The sequence below is a fragment of the Streptomyces brevispora genome, assembly GCF_007829885.1.
Taxonomy (GTDB): Bacteria; Actinomycetota; Actinomycetes; order Streptomycetales; family Streptomycetaceae; genus Streptomyces; species Streptomyces brevispora.
In genome coordinates, this window is the sequence record NZ_VIWW01000001.1 from 5,157,571 (window position 1) to 5,176,671 (window position 19,101).

General features: G+C 73.2%; 15 protein-coding genes and 1 pseudogene. 12 read left to right on the top strand and 4 right to left on the bottom strand.

Annotation, left to right across the window (positions count from 1 at the left end; translation table 11 throughout):
* The first annotated feature begins 291 nt into the window (after positions 1–291).
* The gene (locus tag FHX80_RS23940; protein ID WP_145766083.1) at positions 292–2,427 is read left to right on the top strand and encodes a SpoIIE family protein phosphatase; all 2,136 of its coding nucleotides are present in this window, start codon (positions 292–294) and stop codon (positions 2,425–2,427) included.
* Here FHX80_RS23940 and FHX80_RS23945 read toward each other — a convergent pair.
* Together FHX80_RS23945 and FHX80_RS23950 are read right to left on the bottom strand one after the other, a co-directional pair.
* Entirely contained in the window at positions 2,399–2,812 is a 414-nt protein-coding gene (locus tag FHX80_RS23945) for a hypothetical protein (RefSeq protein WP_145766084.1), read from the bottom strand. The two genes, FHX80_RS23940 and FHX80_RS23945, sit on opposite strands and share 29 nt — an antisense overlap.
* On the bottom strand, positions 2,800–3,048 hold the full coding sequence (locus FHX80_RS23950) for a hypothetical protein (protein ID WP_145766085.1): 249 nt from the start codon (positions 3,046–3,048) through the stop codon (positions 2,800–2,802). The genes FHX80_RS23945 and FHX80_RS23950 overlap by 13 nt, the downstream gene beginning before the upstream one ends.
* Before the next feature lie 335 nt (positions 3,049–3,383).
* On the opposite strand from FHX80_RS23950, the gene FHX80_RS23955 reads away from it, so the two are divergent.
* Together FHX80_RS23955 and FHX80_RS23960 are read left to right on the top strand one after the other, a co-directional pair.
* Complete coding sequence (locus FHX80_RS23955) at positions 3,384–3,578, top strand: ribbon-helix-helix protein, CopG family (RefSeq protein WP_145766086.1); 195 nt, start codon at positions 3,384–3,386, stop codon at positions 3,576–3,578.
* The gene (locus tag FHX80_RS23960; RefSeq protein ID WP_145766087.1) at positions 3,575–3,967 is read left to right on the top strand and encodes a type II toxin-antitoxin system death-on-curing family toxin; all 393 of its coding nucleotides are present in this window, start codon (positions 3,575–3,577) and stop codon (positions 3,965–3,967) included. The genes FHX80_RS23955 and FHX80_RS23960 overlap by 4 nt, the downstream gene beginning before the upstream one ends.
* Before the next feature lie 102 nt (positions 3,968–4,069).
* On the opposite strand, the pseudogene FHX80_RS23965 reads toward FHX80_RS23960, so the two are convergent.
* Positions 4,070–4,576 (bottom strand): annotated as a pseudogene (locus tag FHX80_RS23965) (LacI family DNA-binding transcriptional regulator); the annotation flags it as partial.
* 432 nt (positions 4,577–5,008) lie between these two features.
* On the opposite strand from FHX80_RS23965, the gene FHX80_RS23970 reads away from it, so the two are divergent.
* The 8 genes from FHX80_RS23970 to FHX80_RS24005 all read left to right on the top strand — a co-directional run bounded on the left by FHX80_RS23970 (position 5,009) and on the right by FHX80_RS24005 (position 16,954).
* Positions 5,009–6,157 carry a hypothetical protein gene (locus FHX80_RS23970; RefSeq protein WP_145766089.1) on the top strand — a complete coding sequence of 383 codons (1,149 nt, stop codon included), beginning with the start codon at positions 5,009–5,011 and terminating at the stop codon, positions 6,155–6,157.
* A 32-nt stretch (positions 6,158–6,189) separates the two neighbouring features.
* On the top strand, positions 6,190–8,754 hold the full coding sequence (locus FHX80_RS23975; protein WP_244318396.1) for a lantibiotic dehydratase family protein: 2,565 nt from the start codon (positions 6,190–6,192) through the stop codon (positions 8,752–8,754).
* A complete protein-coding gene (locus tag FHX80_RS23980; protein ID WP_145766091.1) occupies positions 8,751–10,595 on the top strand; it encodes a hypothetical protein in 1,845 nt (614 codons plus the stop codon). The genes FHX80_RS23975 and FHX80_RS23980 overlap by 4 nt, the downstream gene beginning before the upstream one ends.
* Entirely contained in the window at positions 10,585–12,543 is a 1,959-nt protein-coding gene (locus tag FHX80_RS23985; protein WP_145766092.1) for a TOMM precursor leader peptide-binding protein, read from the top strand. Before FHX80_RS23980 ends, FHX80_RS23985 begins: the two co-directional genes overlap by 11 nt.
* Before the next feature lie 14 nt (positions 12,544–12,557).
* Positions 12,558–14,093: a nitroreductase family protein gene (locus FHX80_RS23990; protein ID WP_145766093.1), complete on the top strand. Its 1,536-nt coding sequence runs from the start codon at positions 12,558–12,560 to the stop codon at positions 14,091–14,093.
* Positions 14,094–14,115: 22 nt separating this feature from the next.
* Positions 14,116–15,123 (top strand): thiopeptide-type bacteriocin biosynthesis protein, encoded by a 1,008-nt coding sequence (locus FHX80_RS23995; protein WP_244318398.1) that lies wholly within the window; start codon positions 14,116–14,118, stop codon positions 15,121–15,123.
* A complete protein-coding gene (locus FHX80_RS24000; protein WP_145766094.1) occupies positions 15,123–16,115 on the top strand; it encodes an ABC transporter ATP-binding protein in 993 nt (330 codons plus the stop codon). Before FHX80_RS23995 ends, FHX80_RS24000 begins: the two co-directional genes overlap by 1 nt.
* 107 nt (positions 16,116–16,222) lie before the next feature.
* Positions 16,223–16,954 (top strand): ABC transporter permease, encoded by a 732-nt coding sequence (locus FHX80_RS24005; protein ID WP_244318399.1) that lies wholly within the window; start codon positions 16,223–16,225, stop codon positions 16,952–16,954.
* 126 nt (positions 16,955–17,080) lie between these two features.
* Here FHX80_RS24005 and FHX80_RS24010 read toward each other — a convergent pair whose 3' ends face one another.
* Positions 17,081–18,568: a bifunctional 3-(3-hydroxy-phenyl)propionate/3-hydroxycinnamic acid hydroxylase gene (locus tag FHX80_RS24010; RefSeq protein ID WP_425281706.1), complete on the bottom strand. Its 1,488-nt coding sequence runs from the start codon at positions 18,566–18,568 to the stop codon at positions 17,081–17,083.
* A 315-nt stretch (positions 18,569–18,883) separates the two neighbouring features.
* On the opposite strand from FHX80_RS24010, the gene FHX80_RS24015 reads away from it, so the two are divergent.
* A complete protein-coding gene (locus FHX80_RS24015) occupies positions 18,884–19,090 on the top strand; it encodes a thiazolylpeptide-type bacteriocin (RefSeq protein ID WP_145766096.1) in 207 nt (68 codons plus the stop codon).
* The last annotated feature ends 11 nt before the right edge of the window (positions 19,091–19,101 follow it).

A 19,101-nucleotide genomic window follows, 5' to 3' on the forward strand; every position in this document is an offset into this window, starting at 1 on the left:
CAGGCGCTGGTGTTCGCGGAAGCGGATCTCCTGACGCAGGTGCAGGCCGCAACCCAGCAGGCGAGCGACTCGCGCCCGCGGCGAGGAGCGGAGGGCTGCCATGTTGCCGCCGTGGCGGAGGTGCCCGGGCTGGCCGGGCAGCTGGTGCGCTGTGCGGTGTTGGCGGACCGGCGAGCCGGGGCGAGCTGGGCGCAGATCGGTGCCGGCCTGGGCATCAGCGCGGAGGCGGCCAGATGCCGCTTCGGTCGCCTGGAGGGATCTCTGCCCGGTGCCGCTCGGGAGGGTGAGAGCATGAGGGACCTTGCCGGCTTCGGCACGAGCACAGGCTCGGGCACGCATCCACTCGACGCCGCTTTGGACCAGTTCATGCGGGAGACAGATGCTTCCGGGGGCATGGTATACCTGCTGCCGCCGGGCGAGCGGGTGCTGCGGCTGGCGGTGCTGAGGGGGGTCCCCCGGCAGATCGCCGCGCACTGGACGCAGGTGCCGCTGGCGGCCCGCACCCCGGCGACCGACGCCGTGCGCGAGCGGCGTCTGGTGTGGATAGGCGGCCAGGAGGAGATGGCGCGGCACTACCCGCAGATGGCATTCGCGCTGCCCTACCCCTTCTCGGCGGCCGCTGCCCCGATCACCACCGGCACCACCGCCTGGGGGGCCCTGGTGGCGCGGTGGCCGAGCTCGCATCCATCGCCACTGACCCGACACGAACGCAACGCGGTCCGTACCTCCTGCCGCCGCCTGGGCCTTCTCCTGCGGCAGGCCGCCGACAGCGGCCACCCGCTGCTGCCCGGGTCCGAGCCGCAGGCCATGGCCCCCCTGCGCGCCCGCGCTCGCGGGCCGACCCAGGAGGCGGCAGCGGCGGACTTCGCCGAGCGCCTGCCCGGAGGATGCTGCACCTTGGACCTTGACGGCCGGATCACCTTCATCACAACCGCCGCCGCCGACCTCCTCGGCGCCAGCGCCGCCGACCTGGTGGGCGTCCTGCCCCGGCAGGTCCTGCCGTGGCTGGACGAGCCAGTCGTCGAAGACCGCTACCGGGCCGCGGTGCTCAGCCAGGAGGCCACCTCCTTCACCGCCCTGCGCCCACCGGACCGGTGGCTTTCCTTCCACCTGTACCCGAACGTCTCCGGCATCAGCGTCCGCATCGCCCCGGCCTCTCCGGCTCCTGCCTCGGAGACGTCAGAGGTTCTGCACCCCGCACCGTCGGCCGCACCGGGTCGGTCGACCGCCCACCACCTCCTGATGCACCTCGCCGCCACGCTGACCGAGGCCGTCGGGGTCATGGACGTGATCGCCCGGATCGATGACCTGGTCCCGACCGCCTTCGAGTCCCAAGCCCTCGCCCTGATGATCGCCGAGGAGGGCCGGCTGCGGATCATCGGTTGCCGCGGCTACCCCGCCGAACTCATGGACCGCTTCGACGGCGCCCCCCTGGCCTCGGACACCCCTGCTGTGCGTGTCCTGACCAGCGGCGTCCCCAGTTTCTACGCCACCTTCGCGGACCTCAAGCGCGCTTATCCCCCCGCCGTCCTGCAGGATGGCAAGGCCGCCTGGGCCTTCCTGCCCCTGATCACCTCCGGCCGCGCCGTCGGCTCGCTGGTCCTCGCGTACGACCGGCCGCACTCCTTCACGCCCGAGGAACGAGCTGTCCTCACCGCGACCGCCGGGCTGATCGCCCAGGCCCTGGACCGCGCCCGCCTCTACGACGCCAGTCAGGCTCTCGCCCACAGCTTGCAAGCCAGCCTGCTGCCCCAAGCACTGCCCCGCGTCCCCGGCCTGGACGTGGCCACCCGCTACCTCCCCACCGCTCACGGCATCGACGTCGGCGGGGACTTCTACGACCTCATTCATCTCGACACCGACATCGCCGCCGCAGCAATCGGCGACGTCCAAGGCCACAACGTGAACGCCGCCGCCCTCATGGGGCAGGTCCGCACCGCCGTCCACGCCACCGCCGGCGCATCGCCCGGCCAAGTCCTCGCCCGCACCAACCGCCTGCTCACCGACCTTGACCCCGGCCTGTTCACCAGTTGCCTCTACGTCCAGCTCGACCTGGCACGCCACCGCGCCTGCCTGGCCACCGCCGGCCACCCGCCCCCACTCCTGCGCCACCCCGACCTACACACTGAGATCCTTCCGCTGACGCCCGGACTCCTGCTCGGCATTGACCCCGCGGCCGACTACCCGGAGACCGACATCCCCCTACCGCCCGGGGCCGTGCTTGCCCTGTACACCGATGGACTCGTCGAATCCCCCGGCATCGACATCGAGGACGCCACCGCCGACCTCGCCGCCCAGCTCGCACAGGCCCAGGGCCAAAACTTGGACGCCCTCGCTGACACCCTCGTCCACCACGCCCAACGGTCCGCCCCCCACAACGACGACATCGCCCTGCTCCTCATCCGGCCTCAACAACACGGCCGCTGACACCAAAGGCCCGCCCGGCTCGGCGGGGCTCCAGTCTCCGCCCCGCCGACGCCGCCGGGCTCGTCACGGCCGCTGCTCGCCGCGGCGGCCCACTGGCTCCGGGACCAGGAGGCGTGGCCTCGGCATGGCCCCGGCCTTCGAGCGGTGGCGGATCGATCTGTCGCCAGGGTGCTTCGGCCGCCCGGAAGCGGGCTCGTTCGCCCTTGATGCGCCGCCGGACGTACAGCGCGGGCTCGCCACCGAGGGTGCAGCTCACGCCTTCGCGGACGAGGGGGCCCGCCGGCATCCCGAGCAGGTCGGCGTCGGCGATGTCGGCACCGATGGCGCTGAACGCCCACCAGTCGTACTCCAGGACGACCCCCGTGCTCGCCGTCAGCGTGCGCACGAGGTTGTCCAGTTGCCCGCGTCGGTCAGTTCTTTCGGCAGCAGTGTGGATTCGAGGCAGTAGGTGCTCACCGCCCACGGCTCGCCCCCCACGACGACGCTCTCCAGGCGCAAGAACTCGGCCGGTTCACGCCCCAGGTGCGCCGCAGCCTCCAGGTCGGCGGGCGTCCTGCTCGCGGGCGTGACGGCGGCGACTCGTTCGCCGTCACCGGCGTTGCCCGCAGCGTTCGCCGTCACCGGCGTTGCCCGCAGCGTCGCCCGCCGGTATCGAAGAGCCGCCTCGCGCGCCGGTGCTACGGCCCGGCACAGGAGGCGGCTCACTTCGGCGGTCCCCGACGAGCTCCAGATGACGCTCGAAACGGAAGCCTCGACCGCCCGAACCTCTCGGGCTGGGGCTGTGAGGGCCGGACCATCGGCACGGCGGTGAATGCTCCGGTGCGGGCGCCCCGCCGCACCCCCCACAGCGGCCGCGTGGGCTGCCGTCCCGGCCGCAGAACGTGGAGCTGTGAGCCGAGGTCTTGAGTGGCTGGTATCACCTCGCCACCTTGATACCAGTCCGGTATCATCCCTGTATGGCGATGACACTCCGACTCCCCGACGACCTTGACGCGAAGCTCACCGAGCGTGCCCGTCGCGAGCACCGCAGCAAACAGGAACTCGCCATCGAGGCCATCCGCGAAGCCCAGAACCGGGCCGAGCTCAAGGTCGATGACGTCCTGGCCGAGCTCATGGACAGTGATGCGGAGATCCTGGACTACCTGAAGTGAGCGAAGTGCGCTATATCCAGATCGACGAGATCCTGGCCATCGCTCGGAAGGTCAACGGCACCGAGCACAGCGTGCGTGACATGGGGCTTTTGGTATCAGCGATCGAGCGACCCCGAACCAACGTGTTCGGAGCCGAGCAGTATCCCACGCTGCACGAGAAGGCGGCGGCACTGCTGCACTCCGTCGCCCGCAATCACGCGCTGATCGACGGCGACAAGCGCACCGCCTGGCTCGCCATGCGCGTCTTCCTGCGGCTCAACGGCGTCAGCGCCGGCATCGCTCCGCCGCCGGTCTCCATTGCCGGCCCGTTCGTCGAGGATGTCGCGCAGGACAACATCGATGTACCGGTCATCGCCAAGCGCCTGTCGGCCTGGTTCCCCGTTTCCTGACGCGCGGACGAGGTGAGGGCCGGGCATGCGCGTGCCTGGCCCTCACACGTCACCATGCCTGCTCGGATCAGGCGGGAGCCGGGTCCTGGACGCAGACCGGGCTCAGATCTTGCTTCGTTCCTTCGGCGGCGCGGCCGTGCTGTTCCGGATCGTGAGCGTCGTGGCGATCTCGACGCCGAGCTGTGCCGGCTTCTCGCCGCGGCCGAGGGCGAGCGCGAGCTCGGTGGCTGCTGCGGCCATTTCCGTAAGGGGTTGGTGGACGGTGGTGAGCGGTGGCTCGACCCAGGCGACGACCGGCAGATCGTCGAAGCCCACGACGCTCAGGTCGTCGGGGATGGTGAGACCCAGTTCTCGTGCCGCCTGGTAGACGCCCAGGGCCTGCACGTCGTTGGCGCTGAAGATCGCCGTGGGACGGTCGGACTTCTTCAGCAGTGTGCGCGCCGCTTCACAGCCGTCTTCCCTGGTGAGCTGTGTGTTGACCACCAGTCCGGCATCAACGGGCAGACCTGCCGCCTCGATGGCAGAGGTGTATCCGGCTTGTCGCGCGCGGATGCAGGAGACGTCCCGTGGGCCGCTGATCATCGCGATGCGGCGGTGCCCGAGCTCGGTCTCGGCCGGTCCTCGCCGCTGCGCCGTGGGCTCCGGTCGGGGCCGGGCGGATGGTCGGCAGGGCCGGGAAGCGCGCCGGACTCGGGGGCGTAAGACTCCATGGCGTGAAGGAAGGACGGCGCCACGGCGGCTGCCGTGGCAGGGCGCCTCCACGCGGCAGAACCGGCCGGCGGTGCTCACCGCGCTGGTCAACGGGCTGACCTCGAACCGGTGTTACGCGGTGGAGTGCTGAACATCCTGCCGACGAATGCGGCCGATCCTATCCGCGGAGCTGAACGGTCGTCGATTCCGCATCTGGTCCCAGTGATCAATGTCATCAAAGGAATGACTCATGTCAGCCGGGCTCTCGACACCGTTGCCCGATCGCCGGGCGGCGACGCAAGATCGGCGACGGCTCGCCCCGACCGCTCCGATCACGGCAGGTGACACGGTTTGAAGCTGGATCCCGAACCCGCTGCAGTTCCGGCCCGTGCCCCAGGCATCACCACCGGAGTCCGACTCTTCACCCGAGGGGGCGTCCATCCCGCGTGGCTGGAGAGCGCCGTCCTTCCGGCCGTCCGGGCGCTCGACGAGGAACTGAACGCGCCGGTTCTCTATCTGCGGCGGGGCTGGCTGCACGGCCCTCATGTGGACCTGGTGGCCCGGCCGGCCGGGGGTGAGAGCGGCGCCGTGCTGCCCTGGGACGACCTCGCGGCGAAGCTGGACGCGGGCCCGCTCGCCCCGGAGGAGCAGCAGAGCGAGGAGGACTACCTCGCCCGCGCCCGGGAGTTCGGCAGACTGGAACGGGTCGGACCGCCCTATCTGCCGATGCGCCCGCACGGCCATCTCGAATGGCTGGACGCCACGCAGACCGCCACCTGGCCCGAGCCGCTGAACGCCCTGTGCGACCTGGCGCTGACCCGGATCAACCGGCCGCTGACGGCGGCGGTCGCGGAGGCCGCCGCAGGCGCGGGCACCCTCCCCACCCGGGTCGCCGAGGCCATGGTCGCGCTGGCCGCGGCCCACCACTCCGGCATCCCGTTCGGAGTGTTCTCGCTGCGCAGTCACGCCGAGGCCTTCTTCTCCTGGGCGGCGCCCCGCAAGGACGTCCGCCCGGCCTTCGCCCGCCGCCTCGCGGGCGACGCACCGCTGCTGCGGGCCCTGGTCCAGCAGACCCTGGAGGACACCGGCGGCCCCTCGGCGGTCCGCTGGCGGCAGGCGTTCCACTACTGCATGGGGGCCTTCGACTCGGCCGTCGCGCAGCAGACGCTGACCCTGCGGACGCTGGAGGAACGGGAGGGCGGCTTCGACAGGCGCACCATGGGACCGCCCGGCCAGGAGGATGTCACCGGCCACCGGGGCAGCGACTTCCACGCTGCCGTGAACGCCTCCGGTGCCACGGCGGGCACCACCGACTGGTTCGCCTCCTACCGCCTGCTGATCAACCTGTTCTACCAGCAGCTCCTGCTGCTGGACGTGGCCCCGTTGCACCGCTACTACCTGTGCTACGCCATCGCGGAGACCGTGGACGAGGTGCTGGGGGAGTCCTGGAGCGACCGTCTGGCCCGGACAGCGGGCCGGACCGCCGGGACCGCCGCGTGAGGCCCGGGGGGATGGTCGGGCAGCGCCCCGCCGTGGCAGGCGAGGGCGCCCCGGCCGCGCACACCGGTGAACCCCTGTGGATGCTGCGCGTCAACCCGCTTCCCCGGGTGCGGCTGGCGGACGCCGTACTCGCCGCGCTGCTGGGCGAGGTGTGCGCTGCGGAGAACGAGGTCGAGGCCGCCGCGGAGCTCTGCTCCGCGGAACTGCACCAGCTGATCGGCGCCACCGACGACCCCGGCGAGCGAGGCCCGCTGATCGCGCTGCGCCGGGACATCCACAACGACCGCGTGCCGCGCGGCGGGGACGATCCGGTGCCCGCGGTGGCCCGCTGGCGGGCTGCCCGCACCCTGCGGGACACCCTGCGGGAGACGCTGAACCGGGAGTACCCGCAGGCCGCGGACCGGGAACGGAACCGGTTGGCGGGACTCCTCGCCGATGACGACCTCAGGTGTTCGCTCGCCCTGGTCGCACCGGAGGTGGCCGCGGCTGCCGACCGCTACCGGGCCGCCCTGGACGATGAGGGGAAGCTGTCTGCCCGGCTGCGGAAGTCCGAACGCGGCCTGGTCCAGTACGTCACCCGCGCCATGATCCGCACCAGTCCGCTCTCCCGGTTCACCGCGGTCGGACTGGTCCCTCCCGGCCCGCGGGGCGTCGCGCTCGGTGAAGTGACCGCCGTAGGCGCGGTCCCGGTCATCGGACTCGACCGGATCATGCTGCACTACGTTCTCGGCGGACTCCGGTACGAGGCCACGCCGGAAGGGCCGGTGCGCTTCGACGACTGGGTGCAGCTCCCGCCGACCTCGGAATTCGGCCCGAACCGCGAAAAGCTGATGTTCCTTCAGCCCGCCGGAGGCCAGATCCGCAGGCTCTCCACCTCGGTCGCCGGCCCGGTGCGTCCGATGCTGAACGCCGTCGCCCTGGGTGCCAGGCAGGTGTCCGCCGTCGCGGCCGAGGTGGTGGGGGAGTTCGGCTGCTCCGCCGAGGACGCACTGACCGCGGTGCGTGGGGCGGTCCGCGCGGGAATACTCTGCCTCAGCGACGGACCGGAGGACGGCGAACTGTCCTTCCGCACGGCGCTCGACCGCCCCGGCCTGCCCAGCGCCCCGCTGCTGGGAGAGGTGAACCGGCTGCTCCCGGAGGTCGCGGCGGCCCCGGCCGGGCAGCGGGCCACCGTGCTCACCCGGCTGCGCGGCACGCTCGCCGACCTCAGCCACCGCGCCGGCCGGCCCGCACAGGTCCTGGTGGAGGAGGACTATGTCCTCCCGTCCATGACGGTGGACACCGCCCCCTGGGGCGCCGCGCTGGACGATCTGGCGGCGGTCGTGGAACTCCTGTCGGTCTTCGACCGGTTGCACGACATCCGCGCGGTGCTCTCCTCGATCTTCGTCGAGTGGTACGGGGCGGGAGCCGAGATACCGCTCGCCGGGCACGCCGAACGGATCGCCGCCGAGGTGTACCGGCGGGGCGGTTCGCTGGACGGCGACATCCCCCAGGACGGCGGGCCGGCCGACGGCTCCCTCGGCCGGCTGCACAGGCTGCGGCTGGACGTCCTGGCCCGGATGCGGAGAACACTCACGGCCGCCGGTCCCGACGCCCGGGACGTGGTGCTGACCGCGCAGGAGGCCCGCAGCCTGGTCGCCGCGCTGCCGGACCGCTTCCGCCAGGACCCGCTGGCCTACGGCGTCCTGGTGCAACCCTGGCAGGACCGGCTGCTCTTCAACGACGCCTACGCCGGACACGGCATGCTCTACGGCCGGTTCCTCGGTGCCGACAGGGAGCTGGGCGGCCGGGCCCTGCCGTATCTGGCGGAGCGGCTGAAGCTGCAGTACGGGTCGGACGGCCGGCGGGTCGCCGAAGACCTCGGGCTGCACCGGCTGAACGTCAACGCGCATGCCCGGGTCCTGCCGGACGGCATCGACGCGGAGGGCTGGGCCACGCTGCGCCTCGCCCACGATCCGGCCACCGACGCGCTGTGCGTCCGCGACGCCGAGGGCCGCGACCTGCGGGTGCTGACCCTGGGCAGCGGCCACCCCGAGTTCCTGCCCGCCCCGGTGCGCATCGCGGCGTGGCTGGTCAGCGGCGGCCGGCTGATGGAGGACTTCGTGGGCGACTGGCATGCCTCGGCGGGCGGTTCGGGCGGCGCCACCCAGGTCTGTCCGCGGGTCTCGGTGGGGCGCGCGGTGCTGGCCCGGCGGCGCTGGTACGGCGGGGCCGAACTGGCCGAGGCGGTCACGGCCGGCCGGGAGGAGACCGACCGGCTCCGGGCACTCGCCCGCTGGCGCGCCCGGCACGGCGCACCCGCCGAAGTGGTCCTCAAGACACCACTGGAGGACACCTACGGAACCGAAGCGCTCCAGGCCGCCGCCGCGCTCGGCTTCGGCGCCGAGGAACACCGGCAGCGGCAGAAGCCCCAGTACGCCGATCTGGAGAGCGCCGTGAGCGTACGCGTGCTGCCCCGGCTGATGGAACGGCGGAGCCCCGGATACCTGGAAGAAGCCCTGCCCGCCGTGGCGGACTCCCGGCACGCGGCGGAATGGGTGGTCGAGATCGCCCGGACCGCCGGTGCTCCCTTCAGCTACGGAGGAAAGACCGCATGACGATGAGATCGCGGCCCTATCTGCACTATGCACCGGTTCCGGGAGGCGTCTACTTCAGCGGGCCGCACACCCAGTTCGTCATTCTCGGACCCAAGGTGCTGCTCACCGTCGCGGATGTCTGTGTCCCGCTGCTGGAGACGGGCACCACGCAGGACGAGCTGGTGGCGGCCCTCGGCTCGGAGCGGGCCCGCCCCGCCGTGCGGCGGCTCACCGACGAGCTGCGTGCCCGCGGCCTGCTGCTCGACCCCGAACGGTTCACCGTCGCCGCACCGGACGCGGAGGCCCGGGAGCGCTTCGGCGAAGCGCTCTCCCATCTGGAGGCGTTCAGCGACGACCCGTACGCCGCCTTCGCCGCGCTGCGCGCCGCCCGGGTCCTGCTGTACGGCCCCTGCGCGGCCGTGCTGCCCGCGGCCCGCGGGCTGGCGCGGGCCGGCGCGGGCAAGCTGCTGCTTGCCCCCACCGACCCGCGGGACGCGGTGGCCACCGCCCGGCGGCTGGGCGCAACACTGCTCACGGACGGCGTGGACGGCCCTGACGCTGTGAACGGCGGAGCCGGTGTGCACGGAGCGGACGGTGTGGACGCGGTGGTCTGGTGCGCCGAGGCCACCGGTGTCGCGGAGGCCGCCACCCGGCTCCTCGGGCTCCCTGACGACGTACCGCTGGTGCCGGTACGGCTCGGCACCACCGTCCTGGTCGGCCCGGTGGTCACCGGCCGGTCCGGCCCGGACACCGCCGATGCGCTGGCGGCCCGTGCCGAGGACTGGGCCGCGGCCCAGGAGACCGGTCCCGCGCCCCGGCCCGGCGCCGACGCGCTGGCAGGGGCCCTGGCCGGACAACTGGTGTTCGAGGCGCTGACCGGGGTCGGTATGGCGGGCGGCGCGCACATCGTCCACGGAGAGGACCTGTCCGCCGACGTGCTGCGCACCGCGGCACCGGAGCCCACCGCCGTACCGGAGCCGGCCACGGCTCCGGCGGCGGGCGGGAACGTCCCGGCCGCGGACCCGGTGCTGCAGAGTGTCGTCGCCCCGCTGTCCACGCCATGGACCGGACTGTTCGACCTGACCGAGGGCGGCGACCTGCCGCAGCTGCCGCTGGCACTGCGCGAGGCCAGGCTGCCCGGTCGGGCGGGGACCGGCGTCATCGGCTGGGCCGGGGACCAGCAGGGCGCCACCGTCGCGGTTGCCCTCGAGGCTCTGCGCCGGCTGTCCGATCCGGACGGCACACCGGCGGTGGGCGCCGCCGGGACCACCGAGGAGCAGTGGCTGCTGGACGGCGCCCTGCGGCTGCTGACGGAGCACGCCGTACCGAGTGAGCGGCCGGCCCCCGACCCTCTGCCGCCCGGAACCCAGGTGGTGCAGCGCGCCCTGGCCGAGGAGCACGGCCTCCCGGTTACCGTGCGGCTGCTGGAGGTACCGGGAGTCAGCTGGCCGCTGGCGCAGGCGGTGCACGCCGACACCGGGGAGCCGTACGGACACGGCTGGGGCCCGACCGTGGACGAGGCGGTGCACGGTTGCCTCGGTACGGTGCTCGCCCGCGGCATCGCCGCCCGGCTGCGGCCCGGCGCCGACGTCACGGCCGTGCACACCGGGGCCCTGCGGACCACCGGCCCGGACGCGTCGGCACGGCTGCGCGCGGAGATCGCCGCCTGCGCCGCGGCGGGCGTCCTTCCCGGTGAACCGGCCGGAACGCCGCTCCGCTCCGACCCGGTGCTCGGCACCCTGCCGGTCTTCTTCGGCCCGGTCTCGCTGAGCCCCGCCCAGGGACCCGTCGCCCCGGGCCCCGTTCACCCGGCTTCCCCCGAAGCCGTGGCGCACGCCGAGGAGCCCGCACATGCCCGGTGAGATCATGTCGGCCCCCGCCCGTCCGCGGCCCGCGCCCGGCCCGGACACGGAGGTGCTGTCCGGTCCGGACCTCGCCGGGCCCGCCGCCCGGCAGTGGACGCAGGCGCTGCGCCCGCTGGCCGCCGCCCGGCCCGGCTCCCTCTCTCTGAACCGCGGCTGGAACCCGGACTGGGAGCAGGAGCGGGTGCACGCCGCATCCGCCGCGGGACGGCCGCATCTGTCGGTCCGGCTGTTCGGCGGCGAGGTCCTGATCGGACCGTACTGGGTCCCCGGCGCGGAAGGCGGCTGCGCGGGCTGCGCGGAGCTGCGCTCCCGGGTGGTGGCCGGCCATCCGCTGGCGGCCGATCCCCTGCGGCCGGTCTCCCGCCCGGCGATGCGCCGCCCGTTCCTCCTGGAGATGCTGACTCCCGTCCTCCGGAACCTGGATGAATTCCCCCTGGAAGCAGGGGAGTTGTACGCGCTCGGCGGACCTTCCTCCCGCCGCCACCTGGTACGGCGCAGCGCGCGCTGCCGGGTCTGCGCCACCGACCCCGCCGAGCTCGACCCGGCCCCGCCCGCCCCGCTGCCGCTCCGCCGGATACCCGCCGCCCCGGACGGGCCGACGCGCGGCGTGGACGGTGCCGCGCTGCTCGAACCCGGACGGCTCCGCACGCGGACGGTGGACCCCCGGTTCGGACCGGTCGACCGGGTCGTGCGGGAGGCGCTGCCGCCGTACGCCATGAGCGTGGCCTCCCTGCCGGACTCCCTGGCCATGGGCTTCGCCCGCGCGGGGACGTTCGCCGACGCCGAGCCCGTCGCCATCCTGGAGGCGTACGAACGGCTGGGGGGTTTCCCCCATGAGGCGGCCGTCGTCGGCGCGGTCGGCTACCGGGAGGTCGCCGACCACGCGGTGGACCCCGACACCCTCGGCCAGTACACCGCGGAACAGCTGGCCCACCCCGGCAGCCGGGTCACGCCGTACACCCCGGAGACCCCGATGGACTGGGTGTGGGCTCGGGACCTGCACGGCGGCCCGTCCTTGCTCGTCCCGGCGGAGATCGGCTTCTACCAGTACGACCACCGGTTCCGGCGCGCCTACGACACGGTGCGCCGCACCGACTCGCGCCAGCGGACCTTCCACTTCCATGACTCCTCCAGCGGCTGCGCCCTGGGATCGACGCCCGAGGAGGCGGTGCTGCACTCGCTGTTCGAACTGGCGGAGCGGGACGCCTTCCTCAACGCCTGGCACCGGGCCACCCCGCTGCCGACGATCGAGCTCTCCTCCGTCAAGGACCCGGCCGCGCGGCGGCTCCTGGACCTGATCGACGCACGCGGCTTCGACGTCCATCTGCTGGTGGCCACCGACGACATCGACCTCCCGGTCATCTGGTCGCTCGCGGTGAACAGGGAACGCCCCTTCCCCGCCAGCTTCTCCGCCGCCGGGTCCGGCCCCGACCCGGTGACCGTGGCCCGCACCTCCCTGTGGGAACTGGCGCAGCTGGTCACCGACCCGGTGACCTGGACCCGCGAGGACATCGAGCCGATGTTCGCCGACCCGTGGCTGGTGGACCAGCTGCACGACCATCTGAAGCTGTACTCGCTGCCCGAGGCGTTGCCCCGCGTCACCTCGGTGCTCGGCGGGCCCCCGGTCGCCCTGCACCACGCCTTCCCCACCTGGCCGCACCGGCTGCGGGACGCGGCGCGCGGCGATGTGCGCCGGGCGCTGGACTTCACCGCGGGACTCTTCGCGGACGCCGGGCTGGAACGTGTTCTGACGGTGGACCAGTCCACCCGCGAACACCGGGATCTGGGGCTCGCGGTGGCCAAGGCGGTAGTACCTGGCATCACCCCGATGTGCTTCGGTCAGCCCCAGCAGCGGCTGACCGGACTGCCCCGACTGGCGGCCGCACTCGCGGGCACCCCCGCGGAGAACCGCACGGCGCCCTACGACCCCCATCCGTTCCCGTGACCGCGGAGGCAGCTGTGAACGCACCGCACGCCCCCGTACCGGACGCCCCCGCGGCGGACCGGGCGGGCCCGGTACCCGAGGACGCGGACACCATGGCCCGCGACCGGATGTGGTACCTGTTCGCCGCCGGGGCCGACCGGCCCGCCGTGCCGCCGATGCCTCCGGGCGCGGAACCGCCGCCCGGCGTGCCGGTCTCCGCGCTGCCGGTGGCCCCCCGGCTGCCCGACACCGCCCGGCACGACGACCTCACCGTGCTGCCCCCGGGAACGGTCGACCTCCTGGAGGACACCCCGTTCCCCGCAGGCCGGATCACCGGGGTACCGGAGGACCAGGCGCTGGCACACGCTCTGGTCGCGGCATTCGGGGTGCAGCGCCGCGAGCCGGAGAACCCGTTCAACGACCACCGCGGCTACGCCTCGGTGCGCAGCAAGTTCCCGGTGCAGATCCTCGTCAACGACCGAGGAAGACGGCGGGTGTTCGACCCCTACCGGCGGGCGCTGGCCGGGTTGGCCGGCGCCTCCTCGGAACCCTCCGCGGCCCGGGAGGTGCTGCTCACCGGGCGATTCACCCGGCTCCCCGCCACCTACCGGTGGTACCGGGGATCACTGGTGCAACTGGAGCTCGGCATCGCGCTGCGCGCGGTGTGCGTCGCCCTTCAGCTGCTGGGAATCCCGGCGCGGGTGCGGCTCCCCGGCCCCGGCGCCCGGGAACGGCTGGCGGAGTTCGGCCTCAGCCCCAGCTGGGAGTGGACCCTGCCCGTGGTGATCGAACTGGCCGGGGAAGTCCCGCCCGTCACGGCCGGACCGGACCACGGCCCGGCCGAGGCGGTACCGGACCCGGTGATGGCCGATGTGGTGGAGATGAACCGCGCTCAGCGGTTCACCACCGCTGCGGCCGCGGTGGGCACGGCCATCCCGCCCGGCGCGCCGGACACCGGGCTGTCCTGGGCGGAGGTGCTGTGGCGCCGCACCTCGGGACGGATGCCGCGCGGCCTGTTCGGGAACAACGCCCGGCCGCGCACCGTACCCGGCGGGGTGCTGGACACCGCGCGCGACTGGCTGCTGACGCCTCCGCCAGGTGCCGAACTGCGGGCGGCGGCCGGGGCGCTGCGCGTCACCGCCGTCACCCAGTCGGTGACGGGCCACCCCGACGGGGTGTACGAGGTGACCTCCGCGGCATACAGTCCGCGCGCCACCGGCCCCGGTGTGCCGGCCCGGCTGGAGGAGATCTACGGCTACCCCCTGGCGCCGGGCAACGGATGCGATGTGCGGCACGCGTCGGTGCTGTGGTTCCTGTCGTTCCGGCCCCGGGAACTGGCCGGGCACCTCGGTACCAGTGCCTGGACGGCGGCGCAGTACACCTGCGGCTGGGCCGTGCACGGACTGACGCTGGCAGCCGCCACGGCGGGCCTCTACGCCCGCCCGGTCCGGGCGTTCCGTGAGGCGCCCGCGCGCCGCATCCTCGGACTGCCGTCCGACGAGATGGTCGTACTCGCGGTGATCAGCGGGACGTCGCGGTTCAGCGGCCCGCTGCTTGACCTCCGGCAGTGACGAGAGAACGGAGACAACAACGGTGCAGTCCACACCCACCGGGAACAAGGCGTCCCGGACAGCGCACTGGCCGACACCCGAGGCGGCGGCCTCCCGGGAACCGGGCCCCACGGTCCAGTGGCGTTCCTGGCACCTCCACATCGGGTCCATGGCGCGGTCCGCGCACGACAGGGTGGTCACCGAGGTGATCGGCCCCGCGGCGGACCTGTTTCCCGACCACCCCTGGTTCTTCATCCGGTACTGGCAGAACGGGCCGCATCTACGGCTGCGGCTCGGCGGGTTGACCACCTCCGAGACGGCGCGCACCGAACGGCTGCTCCAGGACCGGCTCGGCCGCGCCGTCCGTCTCCAGGACGGGGAGGAACCGGTCGACCGGGACACGTATCTGGGGCACGCCCGGCGGCTGTCCGCGCTGGAGGAACCGCACCGCAGCGTCCGGCTGGCCGGCCCCAGGGACCCCGGCGTGTACCAGGACACCTACGTCCCGGAGACGGAACGGTACGGCGGGCCCGCTCTGATGCCCGCCACCGAGCGGCTGTTCCAGCTCTCCAGCGAACTGGTACGGGCCTTCCTGCCCCGGCTGCCCGACTCGCGGTCACGTTCGGCGATGGCACTGCGGGCGGCCATGTCCGCCGGTACCGCGCTGGGCGGCCCGGCCGACCAGGCACTGTTCTACGCGCGCGGGCTGGACGCGTGGCGGCAGATGGTGGGGGCCGGGTTCCGGCTCTCCACCGAGCAGTTGGACCGGCTGTGCGGGACCGGCCGGGCCGCACCGCCCGCCGTGGACCCGGCCCAGCACGGCCTGTTCGGGCCCTGGCACACCCTGCTGTACGACCTGGCCGGCCAGGTCCGTACGGAAGGCACCGCCGAACACCCCGGGGAGGTCTTCTTCTCCCACGTCCACATGTTGCACAACCGGCTCGGACTGACCATGGCCGAGGAACTGCAGACCTACGCCCGGCTGGTCCACCTCTTTCCGCAGCCCGGCACGGCCGACGCCGTTCCGCAGCCGGTACCCAAGGAGCACTGATGGCACGATCCATGCCGACCACGGCGGCCCCTTTGGCAACGCCGTCCGCCGCCGCACCGCCGGTGGCCGTCCGGACCGTGGGGATGTCCCGGTCCTACGGCGACAAAACCGCGCTGCACCCGACCGACCTGGAGATCCGCAGCGGCGAGCTGGTCGGACTGCTGGGCCCCAACGGCGCGGGCAAGTCCACGCTGCTCAGCCTGCTTGTCGGGCTGCGCCGGCCGACCTCGGGCCACTGCGAACTGTTCGGCGGCGACCCGCGGAAGCCGGTGCACCGCAGGCTGGTCGGGGTGACCCCGCAGGAGACCGGGCTGCCACCCACGCTCCGGGTCGGCGAGGTAGCCGACTTCGCCGCCGCCCACTACGAGAACCCGGTCCCGCGGGGCGAACTGCTGGACCGCTTCGGCCTGCTGGACAAGGAGCGCCGCCAGACCGGTGGACTGTCCGGCGGTGAGAAACGCCGCCTGGCGGTGGCCCTGGCCTTTGTCGGGCGACCCCACATGGTGTTCCTCGACGAGCCCACCACCGGACTGGACGTGGAGACCCGCCGCACCTTGTGGGAGGTGATCCGCGCCTTCCACACCGAGGGCGGCACCGTGCTGTTGACCAGTCACTATCTGGAGGAGATCGAGCACCTGGCCGACCGCGTGGTGATACTCGCCCGCGGCCGGGTCGTGGCCGACGACACCGTTGACGCGCTGCGCGGGCTGGTGCGCGCCCAGCGGGTCAGTCTGCTGGCCGACGAAGTGCCCCCGCTGCCCGGCATCCTCACCTCCGAGCGCGTGGGCGGCCGTGTCCATCTGCTGACCCCTGACGCCGACGCGCTGGTGCGCGATCTGGTCAACAGCCGGGCGCCGTTCTCCGGACTCGAAGTCCGCTCGGCGACGCTGGAAGAGGCGTTCCTCACGCTCGCGGACGAGGCCGGGGCGGACGACGCCCCGGCCGGTACACACGCGGCGACGACACAGTTGGGAGACAGCCCATGGCGATAAGCACGCCTGAGACTGCGAGCGGGTCCGAGACGGCGTCCGCCGGCCTTCTCCCCGGCGCGCCGGCATCCGACCGGGGGAGAGGCGCGGCCTTGCGCACCCAGGTCAGGATGACCCTGATGCACGCGCGCTACCAGGTGCTGCGCACCACGCGCGTCCCGATCGCGCTGCTGGGCACGGCGTTCTTCCCGGGCGCGTCGATGCTGTTCTTCGTCGTCCCGGCCACCGGTAGCGACCCCGTGGGCGCGACCTACGCGACCGCGGCCATGGTGGTCTTCTCGACCATGATCAGCAACCTCTTCGGGCACGGCGTCGGAGTGGCGGAGGAGCGCCAGCACCCGTGGGACTTCTACACCCGCACCCTGCCCAGCGGGCCGGGCCCGAAGTTCGTGGGGCGGCTGCTGTCCGGGCTGCTCACGATGCTGCTGTCCCTGCTCCCGCTGCTGGCCATCGCCGTGCTGGCGACCGACGCCACCACCACCCCGCTGGGCTTCCTCACTGCCGTGGGCGTGGTGATCCTGGTCTCGATCCCGTTCACCCTCATGGGGCTGACCATCGGATATCTGCTGCCGATCCGGGCGGCGTTGGCCGTGGTCCAGCTGACGTTCTTTCCGCTCGCCTTCGCCGGAGGACTGTTCTCCGGGGCGGGCCAGGCCCCGGGCTTCATCGAGACGATCGCACCCTTCACCCCCACCCGCGGCGCCGCCGAGATGATGTGGGCGGCCGTGGGTGACTACAGCATGAACCCGGTCGCGGCCATCGCCTTCGCGGGGTGGACGGTGCTCCTGGCCGTGCTGGCGGTGTACGCCTACCGGCGAGACGAGGGCCAGCGTTTCCACTGAGCCGGCCTACGGCCCCCGGCCGCGGAGCAGCGCGGCGGTGGGGGTGACGGTCCGGGGGGACTGTCACCCCCACCGCCGCGCCGTCGCGGGCGCACGCCTCACCCGCGGCGGCCGGGAAGACACCCCCTACGCGGTCGGCTCCAAGGAGGGCGCGTAGCGGTCGGCCAGCTCCCGCAGCAGGGCTTCGGTCTCCGCCGGACGCCGGGCGAGGCCGTAGACACGGCAGTCCGGGCGGATGACGGCCGCCGTCGCGCCGAGCGACCCCAGCCAGGACCGCAGCAGCTCATCGGCGGCGTCGCCGGAGCGCAGTTGACGCAACCGCAGCCGCCAGCGCGCCGCGCGCTCCAGCAGGCCGGAGCCGAGCAACGCGGCGGGATCGTCCACGGTGAGCAGCACCGGGTCAGGGCCGAGGTGCCCGGCGGCGCCGAGCACCGACGGCGGAACCTGCAGCCCCGCGCCGGGGCAGGCCGTGCCGTCGTCCCTCCGGTGGTACAGGCCCCCGTCCGGGGTGCGGATGCCGGGCTGTGCCGGGCGGGCGGCATCCGCGTCCGGCCGTGCCGCCATCGCGGTGTCGCGGTGTGCCGCCGCGACCGGATCGGTCATGCAGATCAACTGACCGAGCGCCACCGACCGGTCGATGCTCTCCTGGGCGTGCGGGCGGCGCTCGGCCTGGTAACTGTCCAGCAGCTCCGCGCGCGCGGCGCGGTCCAGCACCCGGTCCAGCTTCCAGGCCAGGTCGCCGGCGTCGCGGATACCGGAACACATGCCCTGCCCGGCGAACGGCGGCATCTGGTGGGCGGCGTCCCCGGCGAGCAGCACCCGGCCGGACCGCCAGCGGTCCGAGTTACGGGCGGTGAAGGTGTAGACGGCATGCCGTTCCAGAGTGGCGTTGCCCGGGTCGACACCGAACAGCCCCAGCAGCCGCCAGGCGTTCTCGGCGGTGCCGAACGCCTCGGAGGACTCGCCGGGCAGCCGCATGAACTCCCAGCGGCGGTGACCCGGCCCGGCCGAGACCGCCACCCGGGGGCGCGCGGGGTCGGCGATCTGCACATTGCACGGCGGGAAGTCCGCCGCGCGGTGCGGGGTCACATCGCAGGCCATCCAGTCCAGCGCGAAGCCCCGATCGCTCAGCGTGGCCCCCATCGCCTCCCGCACCATGCTGTTGGCGCCGTCGCACCCGACGACCCAGCGGGCGCGCAGCACTCGCTCCGGGCCTCCGCCCGTGCTGCGCACGGTGAGATCCGCACCGGTGTCCCGGGCGGTCAGCCGGACCGCCTCATGACCCCGCAGCAGCCGCAGGTTCGGTATCCGCGCGGCGCGTTCCGCCAACGCCTCTTCCAGGCCCGGCTGGTACATGGAGGTGGACACGGGCCAGCGGTGGGCGGGGTCGTGGCCCAGCCCGATACGAAGCAGGGTGCGGCCCGCGGCGTCGGCGACCACGTAGTCCTCGGAGGGCTCCCCGAAAGTGCTCAGGTAGGGGCCGACGCCTGCGGCGTCGAGGATGCGGGCGGCGTCGGCGTCGAAGGCGACGGCACGCGGCATCGGATACGGCCGGGGCCATCGTTCGACGACCGTCACCTGCCGGCCGCGCTGGGCGAGCAGGATCGACAACACCTGGCCGACCGGTCCGAACCCGACGACGAGAACATCGGCGAGGGCCTCTTCCGAAGCCTGGGGCGGCGCAGCGCTCAACTTTCTCTCCCCTCACGAAGAGCGAGTGAACTCCCCGGGTATGACACCGCGCCGGGAAATCCGGTAGGCGGTCACGCTAGTCCTCGTTTCACGCCGGACAGCCCTGCGGAACCCCCTCCGGGAAAGAACGTGATGAATGTCAGCGCGGCTCGGGCGGCCGTTGTCCCGGCCGACGCCCGACTGCCAGCATCAGCGCGTCAGCAAGCCTTCTGCATAAGGCCATGGAAGGGATTTATCATGACTATTCTCGCCAGCGAGACCCCGGCCGGCGGCGACCTCTTCGCCTCCTTCGACATCGACGAGCTGGAGGTGCTGGAGGTCTCCGACAGCGTGGGCCTGCCGGAGATGGGCGCCAGCTCCTCGAGCCTGAGCGTCGCTTCCGAGGCGGTTGGCGACATCAGCCTCTGCTGCTCGTCCTCCTCCTCCACCTGCTGTTGCTGCTGATCGCAGCTGCC

Coding starts and splice junctions, on each gene's coding strand:
- FHX80_RS23980 (WP_145766091.1), top strand. CDS start 8,751: ATGACGATGAGATCGCGGCCCTATCTGCACTATGCACCGGTTCCGGGA.
- FHX80_RS23955 (WP_145766086.1), top strand. CDS start 3,384: ATGGCGATGACACTCCGACTCCCCGACGACCTTGACGCGAAGCTCACC.
- FHX80_RS24005 (WP_244318399.1), top strand. CDS start 16,223: ATGACCCTGATGCACGCGCGCTACCAGGTGCTGCGCACCACGCGCGTC.
- FHX80_RS23940 (WP_145766083.1), top strand. CDS start 292: ATGAGGGACCTTGCCGGCTTCGGCACGAGCACAGGCTCGGGCACGCAT.
- FHX80_RS24000 (WP_145766094.1), top strand. CDS start 15,123: ATGGCACGATCCATGCCGACCACGGCGGCCCCTTTGGCAACGCCGTCC.
- FHX80_RS24015 (WP_145766096.1), top strand. CDS start 18,884: ATGACTATTCTCGCCAGCGAGACCCCGGCCGGCGGCGACCTCTTCGCC.
- FHX80_RS23985 (WP_145766092.1), top strand. CDS start 10,585: ATGCCCGGTGAGATCATGTCGGCCCCCGCCCGTCCGCGGCCCGCGCCC.